Below are 15,748 nucleotides of genomic sequence, written 5' to 3'. Positions count from 1 at the left end.
CATCATGGCAATGCTGCTCGCGCAGTCCGCTTCATCAGATGAACTGCGGCCGGGCTATCTTCAACTGCGCGAGACGGGCCCTGGCGCTTATAATGTGCTTTTCAAGATTCCCGCGCGGGGCGAGAACTTGCGGCTCGCGGTTTACCTCAAATTGCCCGAGGGCACTCAGGAGGTAGGGCCCCCTCGCGCGTCGTTTAGCGACGGAGCATATGTCGAACGCCGCAGCATTCGGCGGGAAGGTGGACTTGCGGGGCAGGCGGTGTCACTGGAGGGCCTGTCGGCCACGTCGACCGATGTACTGGTTCGCGTCGAAAGCCTTGCCGGCGCAACCCAGACCGAAAGGCTTTCTCCGACCAAGACAGCATTTATTGTTCAAGCCGTGGCCGGGGCTGGAGAGGTGGCGGCCACTTATCTGCGCCTCGGCGTCGAACACATTCTTTTCGGCTTCGATCACCTGCTATTTGTGCTGGCGCTGGTGATCCTCGTTCGAGACTGGCACCGGGTGGCCGTCACAGTGACGGCCTTCACGATTGCGCACAGCATTACGCTCGCTGCGGCGACGCTGGGTTTCGTGAACGTGCCGGGTCCGCCCGTGGAAGCGACCATAGCCCTGAGCATCATGCTGGTTTCGGTCGAAATCCTGAATGCACGTGGTGAAAAGCCAAGTCTGACCGCGCGCCTGCCGTGGCTGGTTGCCTTCAGCTTTGGGCTCTTACATGGTTTTGGCTTTGCTGGAGCACTGACGGAGGTGGGATTACCTCAACATGCGATCCCTATTGCGCTGCTGCTATTCAACCTCGGCGTGGAGATCGGGCAGTTGATTTTCGTCGCCGCCGTCCTGACCGTGGGTGCCTTGTTCCGCACCGCAATGGCGCGAGGCCTCGGATCTGCCCTGGCTCAGCGGACGGTCAACCGGCTCGACGTGTTCGCAGCGTACGCGATCGGTACGGTGGCAGCTTTTTGGCTGATTGAGAGGACCACTGCCTTTTTCGTGTGAAGTCCGCAAAGGCGGTTCGAGCGTCTCGTCGAGATGGAGTGCTTCCGCATATGGCCCGAAAGCGAAGTGACGGCGCGGCTCGCTGACGTCCGCTCAGCAAGGCACAGCGGACTAGATTTACTCGGGTTGAGTTCTTCGCATTTTGACCCTAAGCGGAAGTGCAAGTCGGCGCCGCTGACATCGGCTTTAGAGGGTGGAGCGGGCGTGATCAACACGCCGGTCAGGTTGCCTAATGACCCAAGGCGGAATCCATTGGAACGACGTGGCTCTTGGCTATTGACGAATGAACACCTTGGCATATGGCCGACGTGGCGCAATGTAGAAACGAGCTTCGCACTCGCTGCAGGTCAGATGCTCGGCGATATCGACGCGGAGTGCGGATCGCAATTTATTTGCGCCGCAATCCGGACACTCATGGTTGTTTAGCACGTCAAGAATATCGGTCTCGCTCATCATGCTCACGCTTGGGCGACGACAGGTGCAATTAGGCACCAAAGGAGTGTCTAATCTGCTTGGCCATCATGATGACCGCATCGGTATATTGGCCATTGGATGTGTATTGATCGCACATTGATAAAAAGATTAGCGCTAGAACGGCAATCATGAACCCCTTGAGCATAACGGCCTCTCGCATGAAGAGACTGCCAACCGAGCAGGTCTTGATCAATCGAACTTCGATATTGGCGTCGCCGCCGCGACGATTTGCAATGGCTACAGGTTGGCAATGAGCCGTAACTAATTCCTTAAAGCGCGATAAGGGGTAAGCGCTTAGCCGGAACCCTTGCTTCGGGATCGGGATAGCTGTGCGAAGAAGCCTCCGGCTTGGACGGAGGTTTGGGATGGGATTGGACAGCAAAAAGGACGTCCATTTGGACGGCTCATCGGCGGGGGCGGTGAGCCGGCTGGAGGTTCTTGAAGGGCCATCGGGGCGCCGCGTGCGTTCGGAAGCTGAGAGAGCCCGGATCGTCGCCGAGAGTCTGCTACCCGGCGCCCAGGTGTCCGAGGTGGCGCGCAAGCACGGAGCGACGCGCTGGCAGATTTACGATTGGCGACGACGCTTTCGACAGCGAGGCATGTTGGCGCCGTGCGAGGTATCGCAGTCGACATTCGCACCGCTGGTCGTGGAAAGCGCGTTGAAGGAGCGTCACGTTCCGGCGATCAAGCTTGAGATCTCGATCGGTGATGTCGTGCTGCGGACGGACACAGCCATAGATGGCGAGCAGCTGTCCCGGGTGATCCGCGCAGTGCGAGCGTCACGATGATCGCGGCCGGTGCCGATCTGAAGATTTACATCGCGACGCGGCCGATCGACTTCCGCTGTGGCCACGATGGGCTTGCGGCGAAGGTGCAGGAGATGCTTCGTCTCGACCCGTTCAGCGGCGCAGCCTTCGTGTTCCGATCGAAACGAGCGGACCGGATCAAGATTTTGGTCTGGGATCGAACGGGCCTGGTGTTAGTGCACAAGCGTCTCGAAGGTTGCAGGTTCGTTTGGCCAACGATTGCAGACGGCGTGATGCGCATATCGCCGGCGATGTTCGCAGCCCTGTTCGAGGGGCTGGATTGGAGGTTGGTCCGCCCGGAAGAAGCGCGACGTCCCCAGGCGGCTGGATAGCTGCGGCAGAATGACTCGGCAGCTATTTTGAATGTGGCACGTGCGGCGGCGATGTGCTCGAAATAGCGCATGAGCATCGCGGCGCTGCGCGACGAAAATGAACAACTCAAAGCGCTTTTGGCGCAAACGCAGGCGGCGTTGAGCGAGCATCAGGGGGCGCTGGCGGCGTCGGAGGAAGCGCGGCGTCGGCTGGAGGTCATCCTCGGCGAATTGCGACGCGAGAAGTTCGGCGCGAAGTCCGAGAAGCTGCGGCCAGATCAGTATCACTTACCGCTGGAAGACGTAGAGATCGCGCAAGGCATCCTGGACGCCGCGCAGGAGAGAGCCGAGGCTGTGATCAAGGGCCGATCGCGGAGCGTGCCGGATCAAGGTTCTCATCGCAATCGCGGCTGCTTGCCTGCCCATTTGCCGCGGGTGGAACGGATCATCGAGCCTGCGAGCACGCTCTGTCCGTGCGGTTGCGGCGCCATGACGAAGATCGGCGAGGACGTCAGCAAACGCCTCGACGTGATCCCGGCGCAATGGCGGGTGTTGGTCACGCGCCGCCCGAAATACATCTGTCGCCGCTGCTCGGGCCCTGTCGTGCAGGCGCACGCACCGGAGCACGTCGTGCCCAGCGGGCTGCCGACCGAAGCGGCCATTGCGCACGTGATCGTCTCCAAGTTTGGCGACCATACGCCGTTTTACCGTCAGGCCGAGATCTATGCGCGCCAGGGGATCCGGCTTGATCGGGCAACACTGGGCAACTGGTCCGGCCGCGCCTGCTTCCATCTTCAGCCCATCGCGGACCACATGCGCCGCCGCCTGGCCATGGCGGATCGTCTGTTCATGGACGAAACCACGGCGCCGGTGCTCGATCCCGGGCGAGGCCAAACGAAGAAGGGCTACTTCTGGGCGATCGTCTCCGACGACCGCGGCCACAGCGGCCCAAGTCCGCCGATCGTGCTGTTCCGATATGCCCCCGGTCGCAGCGGTGCCTTCGCGGAGCAGTTCCTGGACGGCTTTGGCGGACGCTTCCTGCAATGCGATGCCTATGACGGTTATGACCGGCTGACCGAAGTCGCTCGACCGCAAGGGCCATGGACGCTCGTGCATTGCTGGAGCCATTTGCGCCGGCGCTTCGTTAAATTGGCCCGTAACAGCAAATCGCCGATCGCCGAGGCCGCCGTTCGGCACATCGCGCAGCTTTACGCCATTGAAGCCATGGTACGCGGTGCATCGCCGGACACGCGGCTGGCCGCCCGCAAGGAGCATTCGTCGCCCCTCATCGCTGCTTTAAAGCCGTGGTTTGAGAAACAGCTTTCTATGATCTCCAGCGGTTCGACGCTCGCCGAGGACATCCGCTACGCGCTCAATCACTGGCAAGGGCTGACCCGCTTCCTCGAAGACGGGCGCCTCGAGCTCGACACGAACCCTGTCGAGAACGCCATCCGGCCAGTCTGCCTGACCAGAAAAAATGCGCTCTTCGCGGGCCATGAAATTGGGGCTGAAAATTGGGCCTTGCTGGCGTCGATCGTTGCCACCTGCAAGCTCAACGACGTCAACCCGGCTGCCTACATCGCCGAAACACTCGAGGCGATCATCGACGGCCATCCCCATAGCAGAATCGAAGACCTCATGCCGTGGCGATTCCGCAAAACGTCAAGCCTGCCTCAATAGGGTCCCGGCTGAGCGCTTACGATAAGGGGCAATGTCGGCGACGTTAAAGTGGCAACTGCCCTGATCTTCTGACCAATCGATGATCTCGAAGAACATCCCTCGCCCGAGCATTTCGGTTTCAAGATTGGCGGCATGCTCCTTCCAGTCACGCGTTTCCCGCACCTGAAAGCAGGGCTTGTCTCCGACGGTCCTTGCAGCGTCGTCGGAAGCGAGAGCCCCCGAACACTCTCGTACATCATGGTGAGACTGTCGTTCGTGAAAGCTCGCTAGTCCATGTTCACCGCAACAAAAAAGGCCGTCGCCGGGTTGAGATCAGCGACGGCTCCCAATGTGTGAGTTTCTGGATGATCTATCCACGCTAGTCAGCGTTGATGATCGGGGTGGATGGGTTAACAATCCATTACCGTCCAGGAAGTCTTCGCGGCTCACTCGGCCCTCTTCCTTGGCAGCAGTATCCGGGCGTAGCTTTCGAGGTGCCGGGGCTGGCCAATATTTCGTTGATTTCATTGACCCAGCGTTTGATCAGGCAGGGCCGCGGCGGTGAAAGCCGCTGCGGCTTATTGCGTTCACCGCCTTGGTCCCCGCGCGCCCTTACCCGGTTGTCCTTGAAGAATTCTTAATCTCTATCCGTGATTATGCGGGAATTCATTTTTCGCTTTCCTATGATTTTCCATGCATCTCGTCGCCACGCGAAAGTATGCATTTATCGCAACTCAAACGCTTGCTGAATGTCAGGCGCGCGATAGCCTTTTTAGGTTCGCCGAGAATAAGTTCCTGCTGCATATGACTTCTGACGAAGACCTCGAAGATGAGCGGCTGGTTTGGCTCGATACTAGAGCCGCTCTGCTCTGGATCAATCAAACGACCGACGAGTATGGAATAAATTGGGAGTGATCACCAGTGGTCGAAACCCGGATTGCGCCTCGCTATCGCGTTTCAAAGCCGGCGCAGATTGAATATGGAGGCGACAAAACCTCCTGCATTATTCGTGATCTCTCTATTACGGGCGCCGCTCTGCAGCTTTCCGATCTGAGCGCGACCATTCCTGCCGCGTTTACGTTGATCATACCTGAAGACAAACTAAAAATATCATGCCGCGTGGTCTGGCGAAGAGCGTACAAGATTGGCGTAACTTTCAATTAGCGGCATCAAGAGACCTTTCAGTCGGCGTCACTGTCACCACGTACTTGCGTCAGCGGTTGACAATCCAGCTCGGTAACAACGCGACCGTGACCGGCACGATGAAGGCCACGGCTTGCCATGGCGGCATCGTTAACATCACTGCTGATCGTGCGGCGGCTCTCCGTCCCTGGCGAGCAATCTGCTCGATTGAGTTTTCAAAGCTCGCAGATAGGCAGCCTGCGAGAGCCCCCGCGACCGACGACGAGTTCCGCTTTTGGCCCATCGGCGAAGTGGCAGCACGTCTCGCTGAGGTCCGTTTAGCGGGGTTCAGCGGACCGGGTTCACTTACGTTGCGTTTATCGTTTTTGACCCAACTCAGACATCGCGGGCAGGACGACTGCCAGCACCAGCGAGTTTGGCATTCATCCGAAGAGCGGCGCTAAGAAGGCTGGACCGGTTTGTTTGCACGGCCGCCACGCGATGGCTTCCACGCCGGAGGAAATCGCTCTAAACTAACAAGAGACGCAAGAGTAGCAACGCGCCGGGTCTTTGTTGATCTGTGTCAAGCTGGATACCGCCAACTCGGAACGCACTGCAAGATGATCTTTCCAGAGCGATCTCAGTTGCTGGGCGCGAAAAACAGCAGCAGGCTCGTTCGCGACCGCAATGACGGCGGCTCGGCACAAACCATTGGGGCGAGGCAACATGTTTAGTACGTCCTCGTCATGCGGCACCTCGGCCTATTTTAAAAGTCTGACGCGAGCCGGCCAACGAATCAAGGCGGCTGCAAGGAGAGTGCCGTTCGCGCTCGTTGCCGCGCTCGTTGCTGCAAGTTCGAACGCCACGTTTGGAGATACGCCGGCCGCACGAAGCTTTTCGCAACCGGGCCTTCAGCGGGTTGGTGATTATCTACGACATGAGATCGCGATCGGTAAAATTCCAGGTGCGATCCTGTTGATCCAGCAGCATGGAAAGCCAGTCTACTATGAAAAATTCGGCCTGCGCGACGCCGCAACCAAGGTAGCGATGACGGATGACACCATCTTTCGGTTCTATTCCATGTCGAAGCCGATCACATCGGTTGCCGCGCTGATGCTGGTTGACGACGGCAAGCTGTCGCTCGATGACCCCCTCTCCAAATACATTCCGGCCTTTGCCGACGTAAAGGTCGGCGTCGAAAAGCTCGACGCGACTGGAAAGCCAGTGTTTACGCTGGAACCGCTCAAGCGCCCAATTACCGTACTCGATCTGATGCGACAAACTTCCGGTATCACCTACGGGTTTTACGGCGACGGCCCCGTGCAAAAACTCTATCGGCAGGCCGACCTTTACGGCGGCGATTTTGACAACGCCGAGTTCGCTGCGCGCCTAGCGAACCTGCCGCTCGCCGAGCAGCCGGGCACCACTTGGACCTATAGCCATTCCGTCGATGTGCTCGGGCGGGTGATCGAGGTGGTTTCAGGACAATCGCTGTTTCAGTTCGAGAAGGAGCGGCTGCTGGTTCCCTTGGCATGAGCCATACCGCGTTTTTTGTCGCGGACGAGGCAAAGCGCCCGCTGGTTGCCCAGTTCCTGCCTGATGATCTGATAGATCCACCCATTGCCGGAATCAGGGAACCGATGGTGCATAGGCGCTGGGAATCCGGTGGTGCCGGAATGGTAGGGACGACCGGCGACTACGCGAGCTTTGTGCAGATGCTCCTGAATGGCGGCACGCTTGACGGACGACGCTATCTGAAGCCGGAGACGGTGGCCCTGATGACGTCGGACCAAATCGGTCCTGAGAGCGGAATCGCACCTGCTAGTGTTTATTTTCTGGCAGTCCACGCCGGATTCGGACTGGGCGTTGCCGTGCTTACATCGCCGCAGCCGAAGAGGCCGTGGCCGCCAGGCATATATGGATGGGATGGCGTGGCCGGCGCCTTTTTCTTTGTTGACCCGTATGACGATCTGTTCGCGCTCTGCATGATGCAGTCACCATCGCACCGCGGCCGGATCGAGACGGAGTTGGCGCCGCTGATTTTTGATGCGATGGTGAGGTAGGCTGCCAAAGCTTGATCGACTTCAGGGACCGATCGCGATTGCCGTTAGCCAGGAGTGCATTCGGCTCCATCCTCGAGTTGCCCACGTCACTCCTCGACTTCGCCGGCGAGGTGATCCGATCAACTTCGAATGATTGACGCCGAGTACGTTGATCGCCGCTGCCATCGAACAACATAGCCTCCTAGTATCTCTGACACGCCACAAAACCGTTCATCGTTCCGCCGCGATAATCCAATCTTAGTACGTATCTAGTCGTACCGACCGTCTTGGTAGTAGGCAGCCCGGATTCGAGTGGTGTACCAGCTCAAACGCCGTGATGTCGGGTTTAGGACTGAGAGCGGACCGAGGTAAGACGGCGCCGCGATGCCCGTTGTTGACCCCTAGCTAGCCGAAGCCAACCTGTCGTGCTCTTAATTCAGGACTGGCTTTATCTTTGGCCGCGCGGTCGCTTACTTCGTAGCGCGATAACCCCGTGGAGTCGCAGCCATGGTGCAGAATCTCGTAGCCGGATTTGTCGTAATGGCTTTGATTGTCATGGGCGTGCTTGCTTATGCCCAGAAACATGAAGGGTGCTTGCGCGGACGCTCGCTCCAAACCTTCCAGCCCTGCGGATCAATCGGCTCTGACATATAGCGCTGCCCGCGACGCCGCGGCTTGTCTGGCGAGACTGTGTTTCAACAGCCTAGGTCTGGTTGTGGCCCATCAGCGAAGTGGCCGGGCACCTCGTCGAGGTCCGCCTATCGAGGCACGGCGGACTAGATTTGCTCAGGTTGAGTTCTTCGCATTTTGACCCAAAGGAGACATTGACTCCTCGCTTCGACAGGCCACTCCGGCTCGCGCGCGCGACCAAAACAATTCAGACTTCCGAACGCAGTCCCGCTTCGATGCGTTGGAGCAGTCGCTCCCGTAGCGAAGGCACCACGTTGCCGAGGACGACGAAGGTTCGGACGATAGGTAAATAAGGCTCCATTGCCGACGTCAGATCCGCGAGAGACATGCCCGCCAGCCGCGCATACTCGGATTGCACCGCCGCATTGGTCGCGCGCGGCCGCTCTGGATTGTCGGCTATTTCCGGGCCGAGTTCGGAAAGGATGATGTGCAGGAAGCCAAGCTCGAGGGCGGCGGGCCCGCGCCTCGCTCCGCTCCAGTCGACGAGCCTTGGGCCTTCCGCCGTCATGATCACGTTGCCGGGGCTAAGGTCGGAATGGCAAAGCCCGTCGCCCGGCGGCAAGCGATCGATCAGCGCGAGGATTTCAGCGGCGATGCGCTTCGGAACCTTGCCATCGTCGGCCTGCAACTCGTTCTCCATATAGTCACGTATCGAGATGACCTCCGGCGGCAGGGGCGTCTTGTGAACGGACATGGCAAGAGCCGCGATGATCGCACCGGCCTGTTCGAACGTCACCGCGCCGGTTCGGGTTAGCTGCAGCAGGGTCGGTCCGTCGAGGCGACGCAGCACGATGCCGAAGCGCTCCTCCAAGGTTACCTCGCCGAACACCTCAGGCACAGGGACGCCTGCGGCGAGGACGGCGCGGAGCATGCGCACCTCGAACCAGGGCATCCACCGCGACACGCCGGGTTTGAACAGTTTGACGACTTGCCCTGGCGCCCAAACGTAGGCCTCGGAGTAGGCGCCTTCACCGATTTTTTCCCCCAGCGATCCCTGCATCTTTAGCTCCTCGCGTTGCCATGAACCCTCAACCTATGGTCCTTCGTCATGGCCGGGCATGCCGCCTTCGCTGAAGCTCCGGCGGCCGGGCGAGTATGTTGGCCCGGCGTAGCCTTGGCGTAGACGGGATGACCGAAAGGAATCACCCCGCTGAGCGCAGGGCCGCCTCGACGCGCCGGATCAACCGCTCCCGCATGTCAGGCATGGCCCCGCCGAGCAGGAGGAAGACGCGGACCATCGGCAAATAGGCCTGCATCGCCGCCGTCAGTGCTGCAGGGGCTATGCCGGCGAGCCGGGCATACTCCGCCTGCAGAACCGAATTGACGGGGGCGCTCCGGATCGTCGGCGTGGTCCGGGCCAATCTCGGCAAGCAGGGCATGGCACTGTGCAATCTCGTAGGCGGCGGGCGCACGAGCCGCACCAAGCCAGTCGATCAGCCTCGGACCCTGCGCCGGCATGATCACGTTGCCGGGGTGAAGATCGGAATGGTACAGCACGTCATCGGGCGCGAGGTGCTCGATCAGCGCGGGGACGCCGGTGGTGATGCGCTCCGGAAGCACGCTGCCCCCGAACCGCAATCTGGCGTCCATCGCCTCGCGCAGCGAGAGTGCGCCCGGCGGCGGTCGCGTCTTGTGAACGGCAACGCAGAGCGTCGCAAGGATTGCGCCCGCTTGCTCACGCGTGATAGCGTCGGCGCGCGTAGCCTGCGCCAGGGTCGGCCCATCGAACCGCGGCAGCACGATGCCAAAGCGGCCGTCCAGGGTGACTTCGCCGAGAACCTCCGGCGCCGGGCCGCCGGCGGCAAAGACCGCGCGGGTCATTTGCGCCTCATGCTGGACGACCCACTGCGGGATACCTGGCTTGGACAACTTGACGACCTCGCCGGGCGCCCAGGCGTGGACATCAGCGAAGACGCCTTGGCCGATCTTCTCTCCCAGCGATCCCTGCATGCCCGTTCTCCGCCGTGCAGAGGAAACACCGGCGGCGAGCAAAAAGGAACCCCGTCGAAGCTCGCGTCCGCGAAAGGCAGCGCCGTCGCATCGGTGGTCATCACCCCTCAGGCACCCCGGCGAGGTGCATTCCCTCACAGATCCGCGCATGCCCCGCAAGATATGTCGGATTATCGCTTGACGAGTTGAGGCGAAAACGGCGGATAGTGAAGCCCGGGTTGAGCGCAAGTCCGGCCTCTGCGGCGGTTCGGGCCTCTTCTATTGCACCCAGCAACGCCAACGCAGCGGTCAACACAAAATGGCTATTGGCGAAATTGCGATTTGCCTCGATGCTTCGCCGAAGCCAACCGACGGCTACGGCATCCGCGCCGCATTGTACCTTGGCCAAGCCCACACAGAATATCCACCAGTAAGCACCGAGGTCACGAGGGGAGAGACGGAGCGCTTCAAGCACATGGCCTTCGGTCTCGGCCGCGCGACCCATGCAATATTTGGCGTAACCAATAAGGCCATGCGCATTGGCCGAATTGCGATTGAATGCTAGTGCCTGCTCGCATTCAGCAATGCCTTGCGCCGCGCGGTTTCTAAAAATGTGGACCATACCCAGGACCAAATGGGCCCCGGCATGGTCCGGGGCCAATGAAAGCGCCTTGATCGCATTTGCTTCGGCTGTCGGGAGAAGCGCGGCCCGGTCGTCAATAAGGAGAGCGGCTCCCATAACCAAATCGACGCTGGCGATACCGACCGTCGCGTCGACATTCTCGGGATCGAGACCCAAAGCCCGTTCATAAAAGCTCCGGGCTTTAGCCATGTGCTCAAGCGTTGGCCCTCTGTTCCATGAAGCCCTACCTTGGAAAACAAGATCCATAGAGTTGGGGTGCGGCGAGCGCTGAGCGCGCTGCGCCTCAGCTTCGGTAAGCTGGGCATTCAGCGCGTTGGCGAGCCGCGACACGATTTCGTCCTGCATGTCGAATAGATCGGCGACGGGTTTATCGAAGCGCTCGGCCCATAAGTGGTTGCCGCTTTCGGCATCGATGAGCTGTACGTTGACCCGAAGCCGGTTGCCGTTACGTTGTACAGACCCTTCCAGCGCATAGCGGATGTTCAACTCGCGGCCGACCTTCTTGAGGTCGATCGCTTTGCCCTTGTAGGTGAATGCGGTGTGTCTCCCGATCACGAATGAGCCGCTGATGCGCGACAAGTCTGTCGTCAAACTTTCGGTTACGCCATCAACAAAATAGTCTTGTTCCGGATCATCGCTCAGGTTGCCGAATGGCAGCACAACGATGGAAAGACGAGGGGGCGAGCTATCTGACGACGCCGCAGCGGCGGATGATCCATCTCGGGCAATTGCATAGACTCGGACTGGGCGCGCGATGTTCTTGAGAGATTGCTCGCCCAAGTCAACGAACGCAACGCTGACCTTGCCTTGGACTTGCTCGTAAACGGAAGACGAGACGAAGATGCCGCCCGGCTCCGCAATGCTCTCTAGCCTTGCCGCAATGTTGACGCCGTCCCCGAAGATGTCGTGGGGCTCGACGATTACATCACCGATATTGATGCCCACGCGGAAAGCAATACGCCTGTTTTCCACCTCGCTGATCGTAGCTTCTCTGACGCGGGTTTGGAACTGCACAGCGGCCCGGACCGCCCGGACGGCGCTGGGAAATTCGGCCAAGAACCCGTCGCCGGTATTCTTCACCATGCGACCGCCATGTTCCGCGATCGCGGGCGCGACACTGCCCGCGAGAAGCGCTGTCAATCTGGTATGGGTAGCCTCTTCGTCCTGGTGCATGAGACGCGAATAGCCAGCTACGTCGGCGGCCATGATCGCCGACAACCTTCGTCCGATCTGGTCTGAGGCGTCCTGCGACATGGGCCGCGCAGCTCCGATCCAAAGGATACTTTACGACCGATCAAGGGGCCACGCCAAACGCGTTTTGTTTGGATGCCCATTTGCGGTCGCTATGGCCCGGAGCCGACACGGCGGTAATTTCAGTCGAAGCCGGTTTTGGCCCATCTGCGAAGTTACGCCGCGTCTGTCGGAGGTCCGCTCATCGCGGTAGCGCGGACCAAATATGCTCGACCTGAGTTCTTCGCATTTTGACCCCTAGCGGACTTCGCGCCGCCTCAGTTTTTGGTTCAACGGCAAAAATTGCTAGGAAGTGCCGAGTAGCCTTCCGCTAACATGATCTATCGCGATTGGGGTAGCTCTGTATTGACTCTGGCTCAGGTTAACTTGGTGCGACGCCCGGTTTCGGCAGCTTGCTCAACTGCCGCGATCACCCGATGCAGCGCGACCGCGTCGTCGAAGCTTGGCGCCGTGTGGGTGCCTTCCTGCAGGTCCTTGGCCATTCTGGCGTAGTTGCGGGCGATGTTCCCGGGGATCACCTCCTTAGGGAAGCCAGTACGGTAAGACGCAGGAACCTCCAGCGTCTGGAACGCCTTCTGGTCGCCCCGCGCGCCCTTGAGCGAGAGCGGCACGAGCTGCGCATGGCCGATGGGGCCGGATACCCGGATATCTCCCTTCGTGCCGTTGATCTCCCAGAGGAGGCCGTCGCCGTCCCGCGCCATCCCGCCGCGATAATGAATGGAGACGGGTGCGCCGTTGGTCAATAATCCACTCACCAGTACCTGGTCAGGAGCGGACACGGGCAACGTCTCGCCGGTGTCGGCGACAAGCGCCGTGGTGCGCCTAGTGGCGAGCACCGAAGATACATCTGCGAACTTGCCCAGCACATCTGTAAGCGCAGCGAGCGTATGTCCCACCGGAATCGTCAGCATGGTGGCGCCACCAGCCTTGTCGAGCAGATAGGCATTGTCTTTCTTCTGAGGGATGACCCCGCCCCAGCCACCGCCTCGCGCGATTAGTGTGGTCGACAGCACCTCGCCGACGAAGCCGTCCGCGATGAGCTGCTTCAAATACTCAATTTCTGGGGCGACACGCGCTTGCGTTCCAATCACGCCCAACACGCCCTTGGCCCGGGCGAACGCGGCGAGTTCCTCGGCTTCCGCCAGGCCGTTGCCCAGAGGCCATTCGCAATAGACGTGTTTGCCCGCTTCGATCGCCGCCTTAACGATCTCCCGATGATGGGTCACCTTGACCGTGACGGTCACGATGTCGATCTCGGGTGCCGAAACCATCTCGGCAACATTTGCGTATGCCTTCGGCAGACCCATAGCGGCGGCCGCCGCTTGAGAACTTTCCAGGCTAGTGTTAGCGACGCCGGCGATCTCGAAGCTCTCAGGCAGCGCGCGCAGCGCAGGGACATGGCCTCGGGCTGCCCAGCTCCTGCTAGGTTGCAACCCGACGATGCCTACCTTAAAGCGTTGTTTAGTCGTAATGTTCGGTTCTCCATCGGCCTGTCGCGGCCGGGCCGTAGTTTGTGCTCAAGCCCATGCAAGCCGGAGGCCGATGGCAGAGACCACAAGGGCGCTCCTGCCCATTCATGCGTCTTCATCCGGTTACTCCGGGTGCGGTGATTAGCGCTCGGACAGCTTGAGGACAGCGGGCGGCAGCCGCTCGCCAGTGACCTCGATCCGGGCCAGGCGCGCCTCGATAGCGGCCATGTCCTCATCGGAAAGGATCACTTCGGCCGCGCCGAGGTTTTCCTTCACGCGGTCCAGGCGACGCGTGCCGAAGATTGGCACGATGCTGGGCCCTCTTGCGAGAAGCCAGGCGAGCGCCACCTGCGCGGCCGTGGCGCCCTTGGCCGCGGCGAGCAATTCGACCGCCTCGACCACAGCCTGATTGGCTTTCATCGCCTCTGGAGTGAAGCGCGGGGATCCGGCGCGGAAGTCGTTCACGCCGAAGCTCGACGTACTCGCAACCTTGCCGGTCAGGTAGCCGGTCCCGAGCGGGCCCCAGGGCACGAAGCCGATGCCCAGTTCCTCGCAGAGAGGCAGCACCTCCGGCTCCGGGTCACGGGTCCACAGCGAGTATTCGCTTTGGATCGCAGTGACAGGTTGGACGGCATGGGCGCGGCGGATGGTGTCCGCCGCCGCCTCTGAAAGACCGAAGTGGCGCACCTTGCCGGCCGCGATCAGGTCCTTCACCGCGCCGGCGACGTCTTCGATGTGGACGTTCGGATCGACGCGGTGCTGGTAGAGAAGATCGATGTGGTTCGTGCCGAGGCGTCGCAGCATCGCGTCCGTTGCGCGCTTGATGTGCTCCGGCTGGCTGTTGAGCCCGCGGCGTTCGCCTGTCGCAGGATCAATGTCAAAGCCGAACTTGGTGGCGATCACGACCTCGTTGCGGACGGGCGCCAGCGCTTCCCCGAGCAGAGCTTCGTTGGTCCAGGGACCGTAAACCTCGGCAGTATCAAACAGGGTGATGCCGAGGTCGTGCGCGCCGCGAATGACGCGAATGCTCTCTGCCTTTTCCGGCGCTTGGCCGTAAGTCGAAGCGAAGCTCAGGATCCCGAAGCCGAGTTCGGACACCTCCAGGGCGCCCAACTTTCTCATGCGCATCTTGCAACTCCTATCGAACCGGATGGGCCGAGCGCCGTCAGAGGCGCTGGCGTCCGTGATGTGGTCTAAAGATGGACTGACAGCGTGCAGTCGATTAGAGTGGTAATCGCGCATGAAGTTATTAGTCAGGCTTATGAATGCTGAACGACGAACTGAGCGACCTCGCGATCTTCGCCGTTGTCGCTGACGCCCGCAGCTTCACGCGGGCGGCGGCCAAGCTTGGGAAATCGCAATCGGCCTTAAGCCAGTCGGTTCGCCGGCTGGAAGAGCGCCTGAAGTTGCGCCTACTCACGCGCACCACCCGCAGCGTGATGGCGACGTCTGCGGGCGAGCAGCTCTTGAGCACGCTTCGCCCTGCTCTGGGTGAGATTGAGGCTCAGCTCAATGCACTCAGCGAGCTGCGCGAATTGCCTTCGGGATCGCTCCGGCTCACCGCCGGCCGGCATGCCGTTGAGACGGTGTTGTGGCCCGTCCTGCTTCGGCTGAATACGCGCTATCCCGACATCAAGGTTGAGGTGTTGATCGAACCCGCTCTCAAAGACATCGTCACCGAACAGTACGACGCCGGCGTCCGGCGGGGGGAACAGATCGCCCGGGATATGATCGCCCTGCGCATCGGCCCTGATCTACGGATGGTGGTCGTCGGATGCCCGGCCTACCTCGCTGACCACGGCATCCCGGTCGAGCCCCAGGACCTCACGCATCACCGCTGCTGTAACATCCGGCTGCCGACCTCCGGCGGGCTCTATGCCTGGGAGTTCGAGCGCGACGGACGCAGGGTCACCGTCCACGTCGATGGTCCCTTCGTCCTGAATGACACGCACCTGCTCATCAGCGCCGCCCTTCATGGCGCCGGATTGGCGTTCGTGATGGAAGACATGGTGGCGCCGTTCATCGCCGATGGACGCCTGGTCCGGGTATTGGAAGATTGGACCCCGCCGTTCTCCGGCTACCATCTCTATTACCCTAACCGGCGCCACCCCTCCCCGGCGTTCGCTGCGCTTCTGGAGGAACTACGGGCCAACTCTCATCTGTAAGCAGGGTGAATGACGACACTGTAGGTTTTTGAGATCGTGTATGACGACGCTGCTTTTGCTGCAGTGCATGAGTCTGCTGTTGGCCCAGGCCGTGTGAAAATCCCGCAACTTGGGGCGCTTTGGCGCATTTCGCACCGCCTAGCTTCTAATTCGGTGGAATCGACCCCCTGTCATCTCAGTGGCAACCAGG

At 60.6% G+C, this 15,748-nt stretch carries 12 protein-coding genes and 1 pseudogene; 8 read left to right on the top strand and 5 right to left on the bottom strand.

The window, feature by feature from the left end:
• Nucleotides 1-4 precede the first annotated feature (4 nt).
• The 7 genes and pseudogenes from V1280_RS26415 to V1280_RS26385 all read left to right on the top strand — a co-directional run bounded on the left by V1280_RS26415 (nt 5) and on the right by V1280_RS26385 (nt 7,432).
• Nucleotides 5-997 (top strand): HupE/UreJ family protein, encoded by a 993-nt coding sequence (locus tag V1280_RS26415; protein WP_442895251.1) that lies wholly within the window; start codon nt 5-7, stop codon nt 995-997.
• An 839-nt stretch (nt 998-1,836) separates the two neighbouring features.
• A complete protein-coding gene (gene tnpA, locus V1280_RS26410) occupies nt 1,837-2,259 on the top strand; it encodes an IS66-like element accessory protein TnpA (protein WP_334518652.1) in 423 nt (140 codons plus the stop codon).
• Nucleotides 2,256-2,609: an IS66 family insertion sequence element accessory protein TnpB gene (tnpB, locus tag V1280_RS26405; protein ID WP_027545641.1), complete on the top strand. Its 354-nt coding sequence runs from the start codon at nt 2,256-2,258 to the stop codon at nt 2,607-2,609. Before tnpA ends, tnpB begins: the two co-directional genes overlap by 4 nt.
• 69 nt (nt 2,610-2,678) lie before the next feature.
• Entirely contained in the window at nt 2,679-4,268 is a 1,590-nt protein-coding gene (gene tnpC / locus V1280_RS26400) for an IS66 family transposase (RefSeq protein WP_334518647.1), read from the top strand.
• Nucleotides 4,269-4,940: 672 nt separating this feature from the next.
• Nucleotides 4,941-5,162, top strand: a complete 222-nt coding sequence (locus V1280_RS26395) for a hypothetical protein (RefSeq protein WP_334525123.1) — start codon at nt 4,941-4,943, stop codon at nt 5,160-5,162.
• 6 nt (nt 5,163-5,168) lie between these two features.
• On the top strand, nt 5,169-5,411 hold the full coding sequence (locus V1280_RS26390) for a PilZ domain-containing protein (RefSeq protein WP_334525120.1): 243 nt from the start codon (nt 5,169-5,171) through the stop codon (nt 5,409-5,411).
• A 684-nt stretch (nt 5,412-6,095) separates the two neighbouring features.
• Nucleotides 6,096-7,432: pseudogene (locus V1280_RS26385) on the top strand (serine hydrolase domain-containing protein).
• 856 nt (nt 7,433-8,288) lie between these two features.
• Here the strand turns inward: V1280_RS26385 and V1280_RS26380 are convergent.
• The 5 genes from V1280_RS26380 to V1280_RS26360 form a co-directional block, all read right to left on the bottom strand.
• Complete coding sequence (locus tag V1280_RS26380) at nt 8,289-9,101, bottom strand: aminoglycoside phosphotransferase family protein (RefSeq protein WP_334530937.1); 813 nt, start codon at nt 9,099-9,101, stop codon at nt 8,289-8,291.
• 197 nt (nt 9,102-9,298) lie between these two features.
• The gene (locus V1280_RS26375; protein WP_334530934.1) at nt 9,299-10,051 is read right to left on the bottom strand and encodes a phosphotransferase; all 753 of its coding nucleotides are present in this window, start codon (nt 10,049-10,051) and stop codon (nt 9,299-9,301) included.
• Nucleotides 10,052-10,151: 100 nt separating this feature from the next.
• On the bottom strand, nt 10,152-11,927 hold the full coding sequence (locus V1280_RS26370; protein ID WP_334530931.1) for an adenylate/guanylate cyclase domain-containing protein: 1,776 nt from the start codon (nt 11,925-11,927) through the stop codon (nt 10,152-10,154).
• A 353-nt stretch (nt 11,928-12,280) separates the two neighbouring features.
• Nucleotides 12,281-13,366, bottom strand: a complete 1,086-nt coding sequence (locus V1280_RS26365) for a Gfo/Idh/MocA family protein (protein ID WP_334538421.1) — start codon at nt 13,364-13,366, stop codon at nt 12,281-12,283.
• Nucleotides 13,367-13,534: 168 nt separating this feature from the next.
• Nucleotides 13,535-14,521, bottom strand: coding sequence for an aldo/keto reductase (locus V1280_RS26360; RefSeq protein WP_334530928.1), 987 nt, complete (start codon nt 14,519-14,521; stop codon nt 13,535-13,537).
• 137 nt (nt 14,522-14,658) lie between these two features.
• Between V1280_RS26360 and V1280_RS26355 the strand changes: the two genes are divergently transcribed.
• Complete coding sequence (locus tag V1280_RS26355) at nt 14,659-15,558, top strand: LysR family transcriptional regulator (protein ID WP_334530925.1); 900 nt, start codon at nt 14,659-14,661, stop codon at nt 15,556-15,558.
• Nucleotides 15,559-15,748: the final 190 nt, after the last annotated feature.

This window comes from Bradyrhizobium sp. AZCC 2230, assembly GCF_036924495.1.
Classification (GTDB): domain Bacteria; phylum Pseudomonadota; class Alphaproteobacteria; order Rhizobiales; family Xanthobacteraceae; genus Bradyrhizobium; species Bradyrhizobium rifense.
Note: the sequence above shows the minus strand (reverse complement) of the source record. Positions and strands in the feature narration are given on the sequence as shown.